15 protein-coding genes, 2 tRNA genes, 1 rRNA gene and 1 pseudogene are annotated in these 18139 nt (G+C 62.6%); 15 read left to right on the top strand and 4 right to left on the bottom strand.

Features of this window, described 5'->3' with window-relative positions; all coding sequences use genetic code 11:
* Nucleotides 1-22: 22 nt before the first annotated feature.
* From rrf to F8E02_RS11670, 3 genes are all read left to right on the top strand, one after another.
* A 5S ribosomal RNA gene (rrf, locus tag F8E02_RS11680) occupies nt 23-144 on the top strand.
* Nucleotides 145-472: 328 nt separating this feature from the next.
* Nucleotides 473-1948: a sensor histidine kinase gene (locus tag F8E02_RS11675; protein WP_317065762.1), complete on the top strand. Its 1476-nt coding sequence runs from the start codon at nt 473-475 to the stop codon at nt 1946-1948.
* 278 nt (nt 1949-2226) lie between these two features.
* Nucleotides 2227-2311 (top strand) — tRNA-Leu (locus F8E02_RS11670).
* Nucleotides 2312-2568: 257 nt separating this feature from the next.
* On the opposite strand, the gene F8E02_RS11665 is transcribed toward F8E02_RS11670, so the two are convergent.
* Nucleotides 2569-2760 carry a hypothetical protein gene (locus F8E02_RS11665; protein ID WP_317065761.1) on the bottom strand — a complete coding sequence of 64 codons (192 nt, stop codon included), beginning with the start codon at nt 2758-2760 and terminating at the stop codon, nt 2569-2571.
* Between the two features lie 237 nt (nt 2761-2997).
* Between F8E02_RS11665 and F8E02_RS11660 the strand changes: the two genes are divergently transcribed.
* The 3 genes from F8E02_RS11660 (at nt 2998) to F8E02_RS11650 (ending at nt 6023) form a co-directional block, all read left to right on the top strand.
* Nucleotides 2998-3678, top strand: a complete 681-nt coding sequence (locus tag F8E02_RS11660) for a diphthine--ammonia ligase (protein WP_317065772.1) — start codon at nt 2998-3000, stop codon at nt 3676-3678.
* Nucleotides 3675-4256: a type 1 glutamine amidotransferase gene (locus F8E02_RS11655; RefSeq protein WP_317065760.1), complete on the top strand. Its 582-nt coding sequence runs from the start codon at nt 3675-3677 to the stop codon at nt 4254-4256. The genes F8E02_RS11660 and F8E02_RS11655 overlap by 4 nt, the downstream gene beginning before the upstream one ends.
* A 75-nt stretch (nt 4257-4331) precedes the next feature.
* On the top strand, nt 4332-6023 hold the full coding sequence (locus tag F8E02_RS11650; protein WP_317065758.1) for an ATP-binding protein: 1692 nt from the start codon (nt 4332-4334) through the stop codon (nt 6021-6023).
* Here the strand turns inward: F8E02_RS11650 and mmp10 are convergent.
* A complete protein-coding gene (gene mmp10, locus F8E02_RS11645; protein ID WP_317065757.1) occupies nt 6004-7230 on the bottom strand; it encodes a methyl coenzyme M reductase-arginine methyltransferase Mmp10 in 1227 nt (408 codons plus the stop codon). The genes F8E02_RS11650 and mmp10 overlap by 20 nt on opposite strands.
* 135 nt (nt 7231-7365) lie before the next feature.
* Between mmp10 and F8E02_RS11640 the strand changes: the two genes are divergently transcribed.
* The 5 genes from F8E02_RS11640 to F8E02_RS11625 all read left to right on the top strand — a co-directional run bounded on the left by F8E02_RS11640 (nt 7366) and on the right by F8E02_RS11625 (nt 11579).
* Nucleotides 7366-7641, top strand: coding sequence for a DUF504 domain-containing protein (locus tag F8E02_RS11640; RefSeq protein ID WP_317065756.1), 276 nt, complete (start codon nt 7366-7368; stop codon nt 7639-7641).
* A gap of 50 nt (nt 7642-7691) precedes the next feature.
* A tRNA-Thr gene (locus F8E02_RS11635) sits at nt 7692-7764 on the top strand.
* 419 nt (nt 7765-8183) lie between these two features.
* Nucleotides 8184-9323 carry an acyltransferase family protein gene (locus F8E02_RS11630; RefSeq protein WP_317065755.1) on the top strand — a complete coding sequence of 380 codons (1140 nt, stop codon included), beginning with the start codon at nt 8184-8186 and terminating at the stop codon, nt 9321-9323.
* A gap of 563 nt (nt 9324-9886) precedes the next feature.
* On the top strand, nt 9887-10012 hold the full coding sequence (locus tag F8E02_RS13120; RefSeq protein ID WP_394357932.1) for a symporter small accessory protein: 126 nt from the start codon (nt 9887-9889) through the stop codon (nt 10010-10012).
* On the top strand, nt 10002-11579 hold the full coding sequence (locus F8E02_RS11625; RefSeq protein WP_317065754.1) for a sodium:solute symporter family protein: 1578 nt from the start codon (nt 10002-10004) through the stop codon (nt 11577-11579). Before F8E02_RS13120 ends, F8E02_RS11625 begins: the two co-directional genes overlap by 11 nt.
* A gap of 57 nt (nt 11580-11636) precedes the next feature.
* Here the strand turns inward: F8E02_RS11625 and F8E02_RS13115 are convergent.
* Nucleotides 11637-11855, bottom strand: a pseudogene (locus tag F8E02_RS13115) (thioredoxin domain-containing protein); the annotation flags it as partial.
* 145 nt (nt 11856-12000) lie between these two features.
* Here F8E02_RS13115 and F8E02_RS11620 point away from each other — a divergent pair.
* Entirely contained in the window at nt 12001-14949 is a 2949-nt protein-coding gene (locus F8E02_RS11620; protein WP_317065753.1) for a phosphoribosylformylglycinamidine synthase subunit PurL, read from the top strand.
* A 1-nt stretch (nt 14950) separates the two neighbouring features.
* A complete protein-coding gene (locus tag F8E02_RS11615; RefSeq protein ID WP_317065752.1) occupies nt 14951-15775 on the top strand; it encodes a phosphoribosylformylglycinamidine synthase subunit PurQ in 825 nt (274 codons plus the stop codon).
* A 76-nt stretch (nt 15776-15851) separates the two neighbouring features.
* Here the strand turns inward: F8E02_RS11615 and F8E02_RS11610 are convergent, their stop codons facing one another.
* A complete protein-coding gene (locus F8E02_RS11610) occupies nt 15852-17060 on the bottom strand; it encodes a C45 family peptidase (protein WP_317065751.1) in 1209 nt (402 codons plus the stop codon).
* A 372-nt stretch (nt 17061-17432) separates the two neighbouring features.
* On the opposite strand from F8E02_RS11610, the gene F8E02_RS11605 reads away from it, so the two are divergent.
* Entirely contained in the window at nt 17433-17747 is a 315-nt protein-coding gene (locus F8E02_RS11605; protein ID WP_317065750.1) for a circadian clock KaiB family protein, read from the top strand.
* Nucleotides 17748-17776: 29 nt separating this feature from the next.
* Nucleotides 17777-18133, top strand: coding sequence for a circadian clock KaiB family protein (locus F8E02_RS11600; protein ID WP_317065749.1), 357 nt, complete (start codon nt 17777-17779; stop codon nt 18131-18133).
* The last annotated feature ends 6 nt before the right edge of the window (nt 18134-18139 follow it).

The following is an 18139-nucleotide window of genomic DNA, read 5'->3' as shown; positions in this document are numbered from 1 at the left end:
AACCACACAGCCCACTACTGGTAATAGCGGCCATAGCAGAGGGGAAACACCTGGACCCATTCCGAACCCAGCAGTTAAGCCCTCTCACGTGACGTGTGGTACTGAGGTACGCGAGTCCTCGGGAAGCCCGACTCGCTGCTATTACCTTCCTTTCCATTGGAACGCTGTTCTTCTCTACCGATGCCCGCTACGCGAGCGTCCGGTCTTTCGCTGCAATCTCTTCCGTAAGACGCATGCGTCTACTATGAATTACGTAGCTCGCTCCCTCGATCTGCCGGGAGCGGAGCACAAGAAGCAGGTTCTTCCCGGGATACCCTCGGTTACCTCCTGTAGGAGAGACGCAGCCCTTTTATCCAGTATAAACCATAAATAATCCGGTTACACAACCCTTCCAGGCATCATCGCTGCCGCCCGTCGGCCAGACCGTGCATCGCGCGGGCCGTTGTCCCGGCAGCATAAGAGGTCCGAACGCATGGAGATTGATCGATACTTGCGCCCTGACGAATCCGACTACATCCCCCTCGTCCTGATCCTGGCAAGCAGCGCCGTTGCCATCGCTGTCAGCCTCTACTCGCTCAATTCCGGCCTTTATTTCATCTTTCAGAACTTGTTCTACCTCCCGATCATCTTTGCATGCTTCTTCTACGCCCGAAGGGGCTTCGTGTTTGCCGTCGCGCTCTCATGCCTGTATGTCATTCTGCTCCTCTCCTTCACCCGGGACCCCGGGCAGGCTCTCGGGGCGGTGCTCCGGTTTATTCTGTTCGTGTTCGTCGCTGCCGTCGTTGCCTCGCTCTCTGCCGGCCAGCAGCGCGCGAAGGAAGCACTGGCGGCATCCCGGCGAACCCTGAGCAATCTCATCAGCTTCCTCCCTGATGCGACGTTCGCAAGGGACCTGGAGGGCCGGATCATCGTATGGAATCAGGCGATGGAGAGGCTGACCGGTACCAGAAGCGAGGATATCATGGGGAAGGGTGATTACGAGCATGCGTATCGCCTCTATGGCAGGCGTAGCCCGATCCTGATCGACCTCCTCCTGTCAGGCGATATAGAACTGCTCAGGGAGAGGTACCCGCGTGTCCGGAACCTGGACGGGGTCCTCTCCGGCAACATCGAGGTCGATGATCTCTACGGGAGGAGAGCGGTGCTCTGGGCCACTGCGACTCCTCTCCGCAACGGCCGTGGCGAGGTCGTCGGCGCCATCGAGTCGGTACGCGACGTGACGCAGTTCCACGACACCAGGGCTCAGCTGCAGCAGGCAAACGAATCCCTGACTCTGGTGAACGCCAAACTCCAGCTCCTCGGCAGAATAACCCAGCATGATCTTTCAAATACGATTCAAGGCTTGTTGAGTCGTGTTGAGATGATCAAGCGAGTGGCCGCGGCGAACCAGCCGCTCACTGAGTACCTGGACGGGATGGACGCCCTCGCCCAAAACCTCCGGAAACAGGTGGAGTTCGCCAGGGACTATCAAAGCGTCGGCATCAAGGAGCCGGTCTGGCAGAACCTCGAGGATACGGTCGCCGGTGGGGTGGCTACGGCCCGCCTGGCCGGGGTGACGATCACCGTGACGGTCGATGCGGTGGAGGTCTATGCCGACCCTCTCCTGGAGCGGGTGATCCATAACCTCACGATGAACGCGATCGCTCACGGAGAACGGACCACACGGATCGGGTTCTCAACGCTGAAGAGGGGTCCTGACCTGGTGATCGTCTGCGAAGACGACGGGCTGGGGGTCCCGGCGCACCTCAAGGAGGCAATCTTCAGGCGGGAGCACTACAATAATAACGGCTACGGTCTTCTCCTGGTCCGCGAGATCCTTGCCATCACCGGTCTCTCCATCCTGGAGGCCGGTACCCCGGGAGAAGGTGCCCGTTTTGAGATCCTCGTCCCTGAGAGCTCGTATAGATCCGCGAACGGCAGTGCCGGGGACGCCTCCTCCCCTGCGTGAAGGGCCGGTGGACCCCCGTTATGGGGCCACGGTCGTCAGGTCGAACGGTGGAATGGGCCGCGCAGGCCTCTTCCCCGGTTCAAGGGTACGCACCTGCGGTCCCCGCCGCAGGGCTTTCTTTCGTTTCCGGCGGGGGCCATCTCTTCTCCGTCCCTGTCCCATACAAAGGTATATCAAGTATGACGATAGATTAAATGGGGTGAACGGGGCGCGAAAGCGCAATCGACGCATCTTTCATCTCCGTTCCGTAACCGAAAGTGTTACCTCCCGCAATCCGGGCGAGGGTTGCCAAGCCAGGTCAAAGGCGCTAGGTTGAGGGCCTAGTCTCGTAGGAGTTCGAGCGTTCGAATCGCTCCCCTCGCACTCATTTTCCAGTTTCGATCGAGCACCGGCAGGTCCCGTCGTCCCGATCGCGGTATTCCCCGTTGCAGACCGGCGGCCGGAAGCCCGGCTTCAAGCACCGGACACTCCCTGCACCCCGCGCGGCCGATACCAGGGCCTGGGCCGGCAGCATCTGCCGGGCGCTGGCTGTCCCCGGAATACAGTGACGCCGGACTGGTGCGGGAGAGGCTATCGACGGACCCGGACCGGAAAGAAGAGTTGTGTCCGGTCCGGAGGGGTTATGCCAGCATCTCCTGGCGCCGCTGGCATCGTGCCTGCAGCTGTTCCCACTCGTCGGGGTGCTCTTCTGCCCACTCCAGGATGGCGTGGACGACCAGATTCCGGGACTCGGAATCGCCCCGGTAGTTTACCAGGACGCATTCAACCACCACTTCGATCTGCTCTTTCGGGTGCAGGCCATTTTCCATCATAGTGCATACCTCCTGATACGCTTCGGGCGCTCATGCGGAGTGAAGATTCGACATCATATAATCCTGATCCTTGCCGGAGAACGGAGCCTTAATGTGCCCTATTTTGCTGAATGAAACTTTCCTCTCTCGTATCTCTTCGCCTGCGTCCGGGTCGTGGCCTGGATTCTCCGGGCGGATGCGTGAGGGCATTGCGCCGCAGGGGTTATCGTGCGCCGGGCCGAAGAGTACGGGAACATCATGAAACTCGGTGTGCTCTTCTCCGGCGGGAAAGACTCGACCTTTGCCTGCTGGAAAGCGATGCAGCAGGAAGAGGTTGCCTGCCTGATCACGGTCGTCTCCGAAAACCCGGAGAGTTACATGTTTCACACTCCGAACATCCACCTCGCCGCGCTGCAGGCCGAGGCGGCAGGGCTTCCCCTCCTGGAGGTCAAGACGGCAGGGGAGAAAGAGGAGGAACTCCATGACCTGAAGCAGGCTCTCCTCAGGGCCAGAGAGGAGTTCGGGATCGAAGGGGTCGTCACCGGGGCGCTCTTCTCGGTCTACCAGGCGGCACGGGTCCAGCGGATCTGCCGTGAGCTCGATCTCTGGTCGTTCAACCCGCTCTGGCTCGCCGACCAGGAGGCCTACATGGAAGAACTCATCGAGGCCGGCTTTAAGGTCGTCATCGTGGGCGTCTTCTCCTCCCCCTTCGACGAATCCTGGCTCGGGCGGGAGATCGACCGGAGCACTCTCGACGAACTCCGGGCGATTGCCCGGAAGTACCGGATCACCCTCACCGGCGAAGGAGGGGAACTTGAGACGTTCGTCGTCGACGCGCCCTTTTTCTCGCAACGGATCGCGATCGAGGAGACGTCGAAGACCTGCCGGAACTACAACGGCGTCCTCCGGGTCGAGCGGGCGGGGCTGGTGGCAAAATGATCCTGATCGTCGACCTCTGCTACAGGGAAGGCTCGCTCTCGCGGGACGAGTTCGTCGGGCCGGTCGAACGGATTCTCCGGGACGCCGGAGCGCCGTCTGTCGTCCGCCACTACACCGCCGTCGACGCGTCGGACGTCGAGGCCGCGGATGCGGTGGTCCTCTGCGGGACGGCGCTCAGAGACACCGGGTTTGCAGAGCACCCCGAACGGCTCCGGTGGCTGCGGGGATTCGGGCGCCCGGTGCTCGGCATATCTTCCGGCATGCGGGCTCTCGCCGCGGCCTTCGGTGGCGGCATCGAGCCCTGCTGCGGTATCGGTATGACCGAGGTCCGGGTGCTCGCACCCGATCCGCTCTTTGCCGGTGAAGACCTCTTTTCGGCGTACGAGGTGCACGAATACGCCGTGACGGTCCCTGAAGAGTTCGTGCCGCTCGCGGCATCCGACCGGTGCGTCCAGGCGATCCGGCACCGTTCGCTTCCCCTCTACGGCCTCCTCTTCCACCCGGAGGTCAGAAACGGATGGATCGTCGAGCGGTTTATCGGGCTTGCGGGGGCAGCCTCGCCGGCAGACCTTCAGTAATCTTTATCCCCCTACCCTCCTGTTGATGGAGGTGAGGTGCTCCGGAGCGGCACGCCTCGCGCACCTCTCACGGGCATGAAACTGAAGTTACCAGGTACCCGGGACGCCTTCCGGCGGGGGTGCGAGGAGGTGTCCGACCCGCTCAGGCTGCTTGTCGTCACCGGAAGCCCCGATGACGCCGGGCTGATCCGGCAGGCGCTCGCTGAGGCCCGGCTCCCGGCAGAACCGGTCGAGTACGGGCAGCTTGCCGAAGGCCTCGATGCCCTCCGGCACCAGCCGTTCGATCTCGTTTTACTCGACCCCGGCGGTCTGGGTCCTTCAGCGATCGGGGAGGTGAGGGGCGTAGCGCCGGCAATCCCCCTCATACTCCTCGTCTCTCCCGAGAGCCTCGATGCGGCGGTCAGAACTCTCCGGCGCGGCGCGGACGACTACCTGATCCGGGGGGAGATCACTCCCGAGAGCCTGATCTGCTCTATCCGGCACGCCCTGGTGGTGAAGCGCCTGGAGACGATGCTTGACCGGGTGGAGCACCTGCGGCGCGAGCCCGGCGGGAGCGGGGAGGGCCGGGGCGTGGCTATCGGCGTTGCAGATATCACCGCACAGAGGCGTACAGAGGAGAGGGTCCGGCGCAGGAACATCCATCTCCATGTCATCAACGAGGTGGTCAGGACCGCCACGTCGTCGGCGGGGACGGACGAGCTGCTTGCGGGCATCCTTGAGAAGACCCGGGCGCTTCTGGACTTCGATGGGGGCGGCGCCTATCTGGTCGGACACAACCATTCGACGGCCGAACTGGTCGCCGAGACCGGGCTCCCGGAGGGCTTCTCGTTCCGGCGGCGGATCGTCGGCCTCGACACTCCTCCCTACGACGCGGTCATCGGCCGCGGCATCCCCTGCTTCGTGGAGGACTACCCGAGAGCCTGCCCGCAGGACGCCGGTGCGGGGATCCAGGCGTTTGCGAGCATCCCCGTCGTCGCCGGAAAGCGGGTCATCGGCGCCGTCAACCTGGTCAGCCGGGGCGCGCACGTCTTCTCCCCCGACGAGCGGGAAGTGCTCACCTCCATCGGGCGGGAGGTCGGGAGCGCGGTCGAGCGGATGCGGCTCCACGAGCAGGCGAACTTTTACCTGGACCTGATGACGCACGACATCAACAACGCGAACACTGTCGCCATCGGCTATGCGATGCTCCTTGCGGAGGATCTCAAGGGGCCGGAGAAGGAACTTGCCCGGAAGATCGGGGCGGCTGTCTGGCAGAGCGCCGAGATCGTCAGGAACATCTCGACGATCCGGCGGATCATGGAGGAGGTTCCGGCGCCCGGACCGGTCGGCCTCGATCCCGCCGTGAGGTGCGCCATCGATCTCTTCCCTGGCGCGGATATTCACTATACGCCGCAGGAGCGGTGGGTCGCTGCCGACGATCTCCTGCCGGCGGTCTTCATAAACCTCATCGGCAACGCCGTCAAGTTCGGGGGACCGGATGTCTCGGTCCGGATCGACGTCAGGGAGGAGGACGGGACCGTCATGGTCTCGGTCGAGGATACCGGGCCGGGGATCCCGGACGCCGAGAAGTCCCTGGTCTTTGAGAAGTTCAGGAAAGGCGGGAGGAAGAGCGGCAAGGGGCTCGGCCTCTACATCGTCCGGACCCTGATCGAGCGCTACGGCGGGAAGGTCCGGGTCGAGGATCGCATACCGGGCCGGCCGGAGTGCGGCGCCGTCTTCCGCTTTTCGCTCCGGGGGTGCCCCCCCGTCACCGGCCGTGCAGGTTGATGGTGTTGATCAGGGCCGCAAACCCGTCTATCTCCTTCTGGAGGACCTCTGTCCGGGTCATGCCCATGCTCGTCTCCGCGTCGGCCGTCAGCATGTCGGGGCCGCGGACGACCTCGCGGTCGACGCCGTCGGCGGAGAGGATTCTTCTCGCCTCGGCGTCATGGACGAACGCCCGGCCGGGGAGGATCACGACCTCTTCGAGCCTTCTGAGGTTCACCCCGGCGAGGTCGTCGGCGGTGATGAGGCAGGCGATCTCCTTTTTCACCCGGACGACCCTCGATTCGGAGCCCCGGATCGAGAGGACCCGCTGAATGAAGGGGGCGGCGACGCTCCCGGTGATCACGGTCGCGCGTTTCCGGACGCGCGGGAGTTTCTTCAAGAGGTCGGGTTCGTGGAGGATCGCGAACGGCGAGCCGATCGAGGGGTCGCCGAGCGGGGTCCCGCTGATCTTCATCGGGAACTGCTCGTTTAAGCGGGTGACGGTATCGTGGAACTCGTCGACGGAATGGACCTGCTGCCCCTCGATGATGGGTGCGTTCCCCAGGATGAGCCCCTGGTCGGTCCTGTTCGCAAACCGCATCAGGATCAGCCCTTTTGCGCCCCGTTCCTCGAGCCACGCGCAGGTCTGCTCAAGGGTCTCGCCGTCGTTGACGCCGGGGATGACGACCGCGGCGGCGTAGACGTCGATTGCGCCGCAGAGCCGGTCGAGGACCGCGAGCGAGGCCTCCGGGGTCGGGTCGTTCATCCACTGCCGCCGCAGAGCCGGGTCGGCGGCAAAGACGGTGTAGGAGACCTCGGAGAGGCCGTTCTCGATGAGGTGGTCGGCAATAGCGGGGTCGTCGAACCCCTTGCCGCTCGTGTAGCCGATGTGAAGCGGCACCTCCATGCTGCCGAGGAGTTCGACGAGGTCGCGGAACTCCGGGTAGCAGCTCGGGTCCCCGCCGCCGCTGATGGTGATCCGGTCGATGTCGTCGCCCGTGATCTGGAGATTTGCGAGCGTCTCGTCGGCGACGGTCCGGAGGTCCTTGAACCCGGTATACCCCTCGCGCACGCCCCGGGTGCAGTAGTCGCAGCCCTTCTGGAAGGGGAGGCAGTATTTGCAGCCGAACGACGTCGTTCCCTTGACGTGTTTGAAGTAGCAATACGAACAGAATCCCCGGCAGTCGAGGCCGGGCCGGCCCCCGAGATCGACGTTGAGATGCGACATCCTTCTGGTACACTCTTGCGCTCCTTTGTTATGAACGTTGCAGACTCGTCCCTGTCTTCCCGCGGTTCGCTCCGGCGGGCCGGCCGGCGGCGCGTCCCGCACCTTTATGGTCCGGCGGGGCGAGGGGGTCGTGGTATGCGGACGAGCCACCGGCTGCTGCTCCGGCTCTATCACGATCCGGGCTACGACTTCTCGCGGGTCGAGGTCGAGTACGTCGACAGGGGGGCGCCCGGCGATCGCTCGACGGTGCAGGGCGAGCGGGTCCTCGCGCTCGATGCGCAGTACCTGGAGGTGGACGCCGGGACGCATGTAGCGTGTATTCCGTATCATCGGGTCCGGCGGATTTGGTATGATGGTGAGACGGTATGGACGGTGGAACCTGAGATGCCCGGGGATGTCGGAGAGCCATGAGAATCCGGGCGCCATCTTTTTTACCGCGGACAACCCACATCATAAGGTATGCCCCAGTGGCTTAGCTGGCAGAGCGGCTGACTTGTAATCAGCAGGTCCCGAGTTCAAATCTCGGCTGGGGCTTAAGAACGATAAGTTCAAATCCTCTCCTGTTTTCAGGTTTTTCCTGCCCCACCTGGTTCTACATCTCTTTGTCGGGCACAGTTGTACCCACTCCGTTGCGGCTTAGTGGTCGGACTCCTGCGCCGTTCATCTGATGTATCGATCGAGGTGCCCGGAAGAGGGCTATCGTAATGACTGCCCTCCTCCCGGAGCGAGGAGGTACTCCTACCGGTCGATGGACTCAAGGGAGAGACAGAATTCGCCGCGCCGCACCTGGCGCTCATTCTATATACTCTAATCGCGAGTATCGGGGTACTGGTGTCCCCGGCGCTCCTTCCCGGGCATGGAAGACCGGCAGGGGCCCCCGTCGCCTTCACGTTTGCGGTCGGGCGACCGGAACTATTCAGCACAGCATCGCGAAGTGAAAGTGAGGTCGTCGATTGGCAGCCATCTCGATCCGTGATGAAATGGGGAAGGGAAAGGAGCGGCTGCTGTACCTCGACAACCTGAGACTGATGGTGATCGTCTTTGTCGTCATGCATCACCTGGCGGTGACGTATAGCGGATTCGGCAGCTGGTACTACATAGCAGACACGCACCTAGACACGGTATCCACCATCTGGTTCGGATTCTACCTTTCGTTCCAGCAGGCATACTTCCTGGGACTCCTTTTCCTGGTCTCCGGCTATTTCGTCGCAGGGAGCTACGACCGGAAAGGATTCGGCCGCTTCGCCGGAGAGAGATTTCGGCGCCTGATCGTCCCTACGCTGATCTATATGGTAGCAATAACGCCGTTCATCGAATACGTCGAGCTCGGCAATACGTGGACCGGCTTTGACATTATCGGCTTTCTTTCAAGCACCGGGGTGATGTGGTTCGCGGTGGCCCTCTTCGGCTTTTCTCTGATCTACGGGCTGGTGCGCCTGATCCCCCGCCGGTCAGCCCCTGCAACGGCTCGAAAGCAGCTCGAACCGTCATTTGCCGGGGCAGTCCTCCTTATCCTGATCATTGCCGTCTCCGCCTTTCTGATCAGGATCGTCCAGCCGATCGGGACGAGCGTTCTGAACATGCAACTCAGCTATTTCGCTTCGTACGTCGTCCTTTTCGTCGTGGGTATCGTCGCGTACAGAAACAATCTCTTCGCCGCCATCAGTTACCGGACCGGGAAACGATGGCTTATCGGCGGCATCGCTCTGGGCCTCTTCGCCTGGCTGGCGCTGGTAATACCGGTCACGGTAAGCGGAAACATGGCTGCCCTTCAGGGGGGGCTGACCTGGCAGAGCGCAGGATTTTCGGTATGGGAATCCTTTGTGGCGGTTGCCATGAGCATCGGGCTGATCGCCGTCTTCAGGGAGAAATTCAATCGACAAACGAAGCTGGTTAAAACGATGTCGGACAATTCGTTTACCGTCTATATGTTCCATCCTCCGATCATTGTCGCGGTCGCTCTGCTGCTCAGCCCGTTTGTGCTGTACCCGGTTGTTCAATGGTTCCTGCTCTGCGTCATCTGCGTTCCACTCTGCTTTGCGGCGACACATTTTGTCTTCCGCAAAATCCCGGGATTGAAGGAGGTCCTGTGAACCTCCGCATGCCGGATAGTCTGGGAACCGGATGATCAGCATTAAGGGCAAACCGTTGAAAAGACAGCGGCGCAAAGGTCATCTTTCACTGGCATACGGTGTTCGTAGATCATCTCCGGAACTCACCTCCGAGATCATCTCCTTATCTTCGAGAGATCGGAGATCAAAGAAAGCGGGTCAGGCGCTTGTGATTGTTATTGGCCGGGGAAATTCAACAGAACCCTCTGAATGTCAGGAGAGGATAATGAAAACCCTTGGGCAGTCCACAAGCGCAACACGATGAGGTGGAGGAAGTAGATAAACCGGAAGAGAAGAAGGGCCGTCAAACCAGAGAAGACATAATTTGATGGGCTTCTGCCCGGATGCGGCAGGAAAAACAACCGTTAAATACGGGACGCGTAGAATAAGATCGGGACAATCACCGATGGCATATCCTCACGTGAACCCCGGTTGCACCGACGTGCAGAACGTATTCGCCTTCTTCTTTAGCTTTAGATAGGGAACCGGCACGACGCTGTGTTCCCGTGGATTGAACCGGTAATCTGTTACCGGGAGGACTGTTTATGCTCGGAATTACCGATCCCTCTATCTGGGTTGCATACGTGCTTGCGATTGGTCTTACGCTTGCGTGTATCCTGTACGGCCTTCTGAACTGGAATAAGGGGCTGGATGATAGTCATGGCAGTTGATACCCTCACATTCGCCCTGGTGACCGTCGTATATCTCCTGCTGGTCATCGGCCTCGGATACCTCGGCTATCGGAGGACCCGGGGGTCCGACGACTACATGGTCGCCGGAAGAAGAATTCACCCGGTCGTCCTCGCGCTCTCCTACGGCGCCACCTTCATCTCAACCTCGGCGATCATCGGCTTCGGCGGTGCGGCGGCACAGCTCGGAATGGGACTGATGTGGCTGACCGTCCTCTGCATCGGCGTCGGTGTCCTCATCGCCTTCGTGGTCTTCGGAAAGAGAACCCGGCGGATCGGGCAGCGCGTCGGCGCAGTCACCTTCCCGGACCTGATAGGGAAGTGCTACGGTTCGCCCTTCCTGCAGACCTTCACCGGCATTCTGATCGTCGTCGGGATGCCGCTCTATACCGCCGCGATCCTGATCGGCGGAGCGCAGTTCATCACCAGTACTCTCCAGATCCCGTACGATACGGCGCTGCTCGCTTTCGCCGCCGTCGTCGCCCTTTACGTCGTGGTCGGCGGCCTCATCGCCGTCATGTACACCGACGCCCTCCAGGGTGCGATCATGCTGGTGGGCATGACCATTCTGCTTCTGCTCACCTACACGCTCCTCGGCGGCGTCATAAATGCCCACATGGCACTTGACGCGCTCTCGAGCCAGGTGCCCTCCGCGCTTGCGGCCGCCGGAATGACCGGGTGGGCGTCGATGCCCGAGCTCGGGTCGCCCATCTGGTATACCCTGATCACGACGCTCGTCCTCGGGGTCGGCATCGGTGTCCTCGCCCAGCCGCAACTCGTCGTCAGGTTCATGACCGTCAAGGACAGCCGCGCTCTCAACCGGGCGGTGCTGGTCGGTGGACCGTTCATCCTGATGATGACCGGGGTCGCCTTTACCGTCGGACCGCTGACGAACGTCTACTTCTACCAGACTGCTGGCGTCACCGCCGTGGAAGCTGCGACGAACGGGAATATCGACACGATCATCCCGAATTACATCAACGCGGCGATGCCGGATCTCTTTGTCGTCGTCTTCATGCTGGCGCTCCTCGCCGCCGCCATGTCGACGTTAAGCTCGCTCTTCCATACCATGGGGACGAGTCTTGGGTACGACATCTGGCAGCATACCCGGCGCGAGAAGCCGTCGATGCGGACGATCCAGCTCGGCACCATAGCCATGATCGTCGTCTCCGTCCTGCTCGCCTACGTCATGCCCGGCAGCATCATCGCCCGGGCGACGGCGATGTTCATGGGTCTTGGCGCCGCCGCGTTCCTCCCGGCCTATGTTCAGGCGCTCTTCTCCGAGCGGCCGTCACTCCGGGGCGCGAAGTACAGCCTGATAACAGGTGCGGTCGTCTGGTTTGTCTGGACAGCCTTCGTCCACGTAAAAGAGTCTGCAGTGCTCGGCCTTTCGCAGTTCCTCTTCGGTGTGGAGAGCCTCCTCCCGATGCCCTGGCCGGTCGTCGACCCGCTGGTCATCGCGCTGCCGCTCTCGACCGCGGCGCTTGCAGTGGGCTGGCTGATCGATCGGAGCCTTGCCACGGCTCCGGAAGGCGCCAGCACCCCCTGACCTTTTTTGAAAGAGTGTTCTTTCGATGCCGCAGGCATCAGAGCGATGCAAACGATCGGTCGATTGCATCCCGATGATCCTGTCGGCCAGCAGACTGTTTGCAAAGAAGATGAGTGTCGGAGCCGCCGGTATCTCGAAAATTGCTGCAATCCGTCCGTTTCCATCGACGTTGCACTTCGCGAATGAAACCCTTCTCGCATACTCAGCAGCCGGTTCTTCGACCGTCCGAACCACCATTCGGCACGGACCGCATGAGTAGCTACTATCTCCTGGCAGATCTCTTCTTCGGCCCGTATTCCCGGGCGTGGGTATTTATCATCGGATCTCCGGGGGCACTTGCAAGCCCCTCCCGGACCCTCTCCCCAACCACACACCCCACCCCAGCGGAGTACTTTTCTCCCGATCCCACCCATATTTATACATGGCCTCTCACGTCCACCGGATAGAGGTACACTATTCCCGCGATCCACGGCTAAAGACGCGTACCGAGAGGTTCCGCTCGCTGGGCTTCCCCCTGCGCGAGCTGCATCTCGTCGACGTCTATACCATAGCGACCTCTCAGAGGGACTTCTCCCCCGAAGAACTCTCGCAGATCGGCGCGCAGCTCAGCAACCCCGTTGTCCAGCGGTACTCCGTAGACCGGCCGACGACGGAGGCCGACTTCGATTACGCGATCGAGGTCGGGTTCCTCCCCGGCGTCACCGACAACGCCGGGACGACGGCAAAGCAGACCATCGAGGACTACTTCGGGTTCCGGTTCGGTGAAGGGGAGGCGGTCTTCTCGTCGCAGCTCTACCTCGCGAGCGGCGACCTGACCCCCGAATCCCGCGAGAGGCTCACCGCCGCCCTCGCAAACCCGCTCGTCAACCGCGTCCACGTCAAGAGCCGCGAGGAGTACGGCGGGAAAGGGATGGACCCGGTCACGCCCTTCGTCCGCCTCGACGAACTCCAGGCGGCCGGGACCGTGGACCTCGACCTCCCCGACGCGGACCTCGCACGCATCGGGAAAGAGGGTATCATCGATCCCGGGACCGGGGAGCGGCGGGGGCCGCTCGCCCTCGACCTCCCCCAACTCCACGCGATACGGGACTACTTCCGGGGGCTGGGGCGGAGGCCGACGGACGTCGAGCTCGAGTCGCTCGCCCAGACCTGGAGCGAACACTGCAAGCACACCATCTTTGCCTCGGCGATGGACGACGACGTCCCGAGGGGGCTCTACAAGACCTGCATCCAGGCGGCCACCAACACCATCCGCGAGGCAAAGGGCGATGACGACATCTGCGTCTCGGTCTTCACCGACAACTCAGGCGCGATCGTCTTCGACGACGAGCACCTCGTGACCTGCAAGGTCGAGACCCACAACTCCCCCTCGGCCCTCGACCCCTTCGGCGGGGCCCTCACCGGGATCGTCGGGGTGAACCGCGACACGATCGGGTTCGGCCTCGGCGCCAAACCCTGCATCAACATCTACGGCTACTGCGTCGGCGACCCCGAGACCGAGCCGGCCCTCTTCCGCGGGAAGAACCGGACAAACCCCATCCTCCCTCCCCGGAGGATCTTTGAAGGCGTCGTCCGCGGCGTTGATGTCGGCGGCAACTGCTCCGGCATCCCGACGCCGCAGGGGTGGTGCTACTTCCACGACCGCTACGTGGGTAAACCCCTCGTCTTTGCCGGCACGGTCGGCGTGATGCCCCGGGCCCGCGACGGGAGACTGCTCCACGAGAAGCAGGCCCTGCCCGGCGACCTCATCGTCATGGTGGGCGGCCGGGTCGGTAAGGACGGCATCCACGGGGCCACCTTCTCCTCGGAGGCCCTCGACCCCGCGAGCCCCGTCACCGCGGTCCAGATCGGCGACCCGATCACCCAGAAGAAGTTCTCCGACGTCATCGTCAAGGAGGCCCGCGACCTCGACCTCTACCGGAGCATCACCGACAACGGCGCGGGCGGGCTCTCCTGCTCCGTCGCGGAGATGGCGAAGGAGTCCGGCGGGTGCCATGTCCTCCTCGACCGCGTGCCGCTGAAGTACCCCGGCATGGCGCCGTGGGAGATCTGGATCTCCGAGTCGCAGGAGCGGATGACGCTCGCCGTCCCGGAGGAGACGGTAGAGGCGTTCATGGACCTGATGAGGAAGAGGGAGGTCGAGGCGACCGTCATCGGGACGTTCACCGATACCGGCAGGTGCGTCGTGGAGTACAACGGCGAAGCCGTCATGGACGTCGAACTCGACTTCCTCCACGACGGCCTCCCAAAGAAGCACCTCAGAACGAAGCCCGTAGAGACGGCCTATCCCGAGCCCGACTTCCCGTGCCCGGACCGGCTCGACGCCCTCCTCCTTGCGATGCTCGCGCGAAAGAACATCTGCTCCAAGGAGTTCATCTCGACCCGGTACGACCATACCGTCCAGGGAGGGCACGTCCTCGGCCCCGTCCAGGGGAGCGGGCGGGTCCAGGCCACCGCCACGTTGACGAAGGTTGTCCCCGGCTCGATGAAGGGCGTGGGGCTCTCGCAGGGCCTCTTCCCGTCGTACTCGGAGCTCGATCCTTACCGCATGGCGATCGCCGCGATCGATGCGGCAATCCGGGGCCTGATCGCGACAGGCGTCCCGATGGATACCATCGCGCTCCTCGACAACTTCTGCTGGTGCTCCTCAGACGATCCCGAGCGGCTCTGGCAACTGAAGCGGGCTGCGCTCGGGTGCCGCGACGGTGCGGTCGGGTTCGGCACGCCGTACATCTCCGGGAAAGACAGCATGTTCAACGACTTCTCCGGGTTCGATGCGGACTCTAACCCCGTGAAGGTCTCCGTACCCCCGACACTCCTCATCTCCTCGATAGGCGTCCACCCCGACGTCGCCGCCGCGGTCTCGATGGACGCGAAGTTCGACGGCGACCTCGTCTACGTCGTCGGGGAAACCGGGGAGGAACTCGGCGGGTCGGAGTACCTCGCGCACCTCGGTTTCGAGGGTGGTGCGGTCCCGGCCCTCGAGATCGAGACGGCAAAGGCACGCTACGAGAGGATGACCGACGCAATCGGGAGAAACCTTGTCGCCTCCGCCTTCCCCGTGACGCACGGAGGGCTCCTCGTCGCCCTCGCGAAGGTCGCGATTGCAGGGAGGGTCGGGATGGACCTCGCCATACCCGGCGGGATGCGCCCGGACCTCTACCTCTTCTCGGAGTCGCTCGGCCGCCTCATTGTCACGGTCGCCCCCTCCGACCGGGAGGCCTTCGAGCAGGCTCTCGGCGGCGATGCGCACCTCCTCGGCCGCGTCGACGGTGCGGTCTTCCGGGTATCGGCAGGAGACAAAACCCTCATCGAGCAGCCTGTTACGACAATCGAGGCTGCATACAAGGCACCTTTCGGGGGATACTGAGATGGCCGGCACATACAACACCAGGACCCCGGCAAAAGCCCTCATCATGAGCGGCTACGGGATCAACTCCGAGATGGAGACCGAGGAAGCCCTGATGCGGGCCGGCATGGCATCCGATATCGTCCACATCAACGACCTCATCGCAGGAGAGAAGGCCCTCTCCGACTACCGGGTGATGGTCTTCCCCGGCGGGTTCTCCTACGGCGACGATACGGGCGCCGGCAACGCATACGCAAACCGCGTCAGGAACAACCTCTGGAGCGACGTAAAAGAGTTCCTCGCGGGGGACAACCTCGTCCTCGGCATCTGCAACGGGTTCCAGATCCTCGCGAACCTCGGCCTGATCCCTGCGTTCGACCAGGACCGTCCCCGGGATATCGCCCTGATGCCGAACCGAAAGGGCGTGCTCGAGTGCCGCTTCGTCACGCTCAAACCCGCGTCGGAGAACCTCTGGACGAAGGGCATCACGCACCTCTACTGCCCGGTCTCCCACGGCGAAGGGAACTTCTCCTGCTCGGAGGAGACCTTGGAGCGGATCGAGAGGGAGAATATGGTCGCGTTCCGCTACTGCCGCGACGACCTCTCCCCCGCGGGAGGGGAGTACCCCCACAACCCGAACGGCTCGATAGGCGATATTGCCGGGATAACCTCGGCGGACGGCAAGGTCCTCGGCCTGATGCCGCACCCCGAGCGGGCCATGGAGTTCGTGAACCTCTACGACTGGCCGACCCGGAAAGAACGGCTGAAGCGCGAGGGAAAACCCCTGCCCACTGAGTCGATGAACATGCAGCTCTTCCGCAATATCGTCGATTACTTCGGAAAATAATCTATTTGAGAGTCTATTGCGGCATCCCGGTGAGGGGGCGGGAATCCGCTCCCTTCATCCCGGTCCGCCGCCCCTCTCAGACCGTGAACAACTGCCCGAGTTCCACCTTCTGCCAGTCGCGGTCCACGACCTTCATCCAGAGCGTACGGGTCGCCGGGACAAAGACCGCCTGGTGATCCGATGAGTACGGCATACCCTCGAGCAGATTGTGCCGGAACGTCGCGCCCCCGTTCTCCAGCAGCACATCGCGGAGCGCCGCCATCCGTTCCCCGTCGATAGATCCCTTGTTCTTCTCGGCGAGGCGGAGCAGGTTCTCATACCGCGTGGTCGAGTGCTCCGCCGGGGGTGCCGCAAGCCGCCACGACGGGTCCACGAAGTGGTTTGCGGCCGCGATCACGCCCGGTCCCTCCCGGCGCCTGACATCGTACACGGTCTCCTCGTAGGAGTAGGCCACGTCCGGCCCGGCCGCGTTCACGATCCACGCGCAGTCTGCACGGGTGGTCATGATCCCGGCATCGAGCCCTTCCATATCGGAGTAGTCGAGCATCAGCCGGAAGAACTCCCCGACCAGGTCGGGCCTCCCGGCGATCTCAAGGGTGCTGCCGGAGTCCACAGCGTTGTCGTCGGCGATGAAGAGCCCTGCGCTGTTCATCAGGGTCTCGGGGCGCGCCCCGGCCGGGCCGAAGGTCGCCACACCGTTGCTCCCGTCGGTCGGGTTGTAGACCGCAAGGGTGTAGTAGGGGTGGAAGAGCGAGAAGACGTCGGGCAGGTCGTAGTTCCGGGAGAGGACCACCGAGCCGTCCGGGGTGTAGTTGCCCCATACCGCCACAAAAGAGCATCCCGCCTTCGCGCCGTAGGTCACGAGATAGACAATCGGGCCTTCGTAGAGGATATCGACCTCCTCCACGGAGAGGTCGGACGTCTCCGCGATCCCGGCCCGGATCTCCTTCATACGCTTTGCCTGAAGCGCTGTTGCCCCCCGAGCGAATTCACCGATCTCCGCCTCGGTATACCCCGATGCCCTGAAATGAGTGCGGAGCATTGCATACTCCGCCTGGAGTTCATCTTTCATCAGGGCGCCGTACTGCCGCCCCATCTCCCGGTAGGTCCCGGAGAGGACGACGACGTGGTATGGTCCCGCCTCATAGCGCGTGCCGTTGCCGAATGTGGCAACCTGCTTCAACCCGGCGTCGGTGCCGGCGGCCTCCGCATTCCCCGATGTGAGGACGACAGCCGTTGCCGGGACGACGAGCGCCAGGGCGAGGAGGAGATACAGTAGTCTCATAACGGAGATTTCCCGGGACTATCGGATAAATGTATCTAAACCAGTTCTCGCTCTGTCGCTTCACTCTCGGGTTTCTGAGGCTTGAACACTCGACTGAGGGGTGCTGGCCCGCATTTAGCCGCCGTGGCCGCCTCCATGTCCTGAGACGACTGAACGGCCTGAGTCCTTCCGGGTATGGGTGCGAGCGCTGTGACGCATTTTAGACAATCGCCGACTCCCGGGGTAGAGGCTGAACCGTATGCCGGCGATGCCCGGCCCGGGTCGGCACTGCCGTTGCACCGGAAGACCTGAACTGGAAGGGACTGCAGGCGCCCATCCTCCCGGCCGGCGACGGAAAGCTTGAGGTAGTGGAGAGGGGAAAGAGGAAGTGTAATGAGTACGTATCAGGAGACGACCGAGGAGGAGAACGGGGAGTTCTGGGAGTTGCGGCTCTACGTCGCGGGCCAGACTCCTAAGTCGCTCGCAGCGTTCGCGAATCTGAAGAAATTCTGCGAGGAGCACCTTGCCGGACGGTACCGGATCGAGGTGATCGATCTCGTCGAACACCCCCAGCTCGCGAGAGGCGACCAGATCTTTGCCGTCCCCACGCTCGTCCGGAAACTTCCCGAGCCCTTAAGGAAGATCATCGGTGACCTCTCGAATACGGAGAAGGTTCTGGTCGGTCTCGACCTGCGCCCGCGGGGGTAAGATCTTAAGATGCCAGGGGAGTTGACGGAGTGAACAGCAAGAACAATGAACAGGCCTCAAGCAGGCCTCCGACCACGGAAGAATTCGAGACAGCGCTGGAAAGGAAGGGCTCCCGCTACATCCTGCGGCTCTACGTCTCCGGGATGACCCCCCGGTCGCAGAGGGCGATCGAGAATATCAAGAATATCTTTGAGACGAGCTACAAAGGGAGCTACGACCTTGAGGTGATCGACGTTTACCAGCACCCGGAACAGGCGAAGGAGTCCCAGATCCTCGCGGTTCCCATGCTCATCAAGCAGCTTCCCCTGCCTATCAGGAGATTGATCGGGGATATGTCGGACGAAGAGCGCGTCCTTGTCGGGCTCGGGATCCGGAAGACGGAGTGATCGTGC

It is taken from the genome of Methanoculleus caldifontis (assembly GCF_032842345.1).
Taxonomy (GTDB): domain Archaea; phylum Halobacteriota; class Methanomicrobia; order Methanomicrobiales; family Methanoculleaceae; genus Methanoculleus; species Methanoculleus caldifontis.
This window is presented reverse-complemented; position numbering and strand designations above follow the sequence as displayed.

Bases quoted from the DNA above. Each gene is read 5' to 3' on its own strand.
- F8E02_RS11615 (WP_317065752.1), top strand. From the start codon at position 14,951: ATGGCCGGCACATACAACACCAGGACCCCGGCAAAAGCCCTCATCATG.
- F8E02_RS13120 (WP_394357932.1), top strand. From the start codon at position 9,887: ATGCTCGGAATTACCGATCCCTCTATCTGGGTTGCATACGTGCTTGCG.
- F8E02_RS11610 (WP_317065751.1), bottom strand. From the start codon at position 17,060: ATGAGACTACTGTATCTCCTCCTCGCCCTGGCGCTCGTCGTCCCGGCA.
- mmp10 (WP_317065757.1), bottom strand. From the start codon at position 7,230: ATGTCGCATCTCAACGTCGATCTCGGGGGCCGGCCCGGCCTCGACTGC.
- F8E02_RS11665 (WP_317065761.1), bottom strand. From the start codon at position 2,760: ATGATGGAAAATGGCCTGCACCCGAAAGAGCAGATCGAAGTGGTGGTT.
- F8E02_RS11605 (WP_317065750.1), top strand. From the start codon at position 17,433: ATGAGTACGTATCAGGAGACGACCGAGGAGGAGAACGGGGAGTTCTGG.
- F8E02_RS11640 (WP_317065756.1), top strand. From the start codon at position 7,366: ATGCGGACGAGCCACCGGCTGCTGCTCCGGCTCTATCACGATCCGGGC.
- F8E02_RS11675 (WP_317065762.1), top strand. From the start codon at position 473: ATGGAGATTGATCGATACTTGCGCCCTGACGAATCCGACTACATCCCC.
- F8E02_RS11660 (WP_317065772.1), top strand. From the start codon at position 2,998: ATGAAACTCGGTGTGCTCTTCTCCGGCGGGAAAGACTCGACCTTTGCC.
- F8E02_RS11620 (WP_317065753.1), top strand. From the start codon at position 12,001: ATGGCCTCTCACGTCCACCGGATAGAGGTACACTATTCCCGCGATCCA.
- F8E02_RS11650 (WP_317065758.1), top strand. From the start codon at position 4,332: ATGAAACTGAAGTTACCAGGTACCCGGGACGCCTTCCGGCGGGGGTGC.
- F8E02_RS11655 (WP_317065760.1), top strand. From the start codon at position 3,675: ATGATCCTGATCGTCGACCTCTGCTACAGGGAAGGCTCGCTCTCGCGG.
- F8E02_RS11625 (WP_317065754.1), top strand. From the start codon at position 10,002: ATGGCAGTTGATACCCTCACATTCGCCCTGGTGACCGTCGTATATCTC.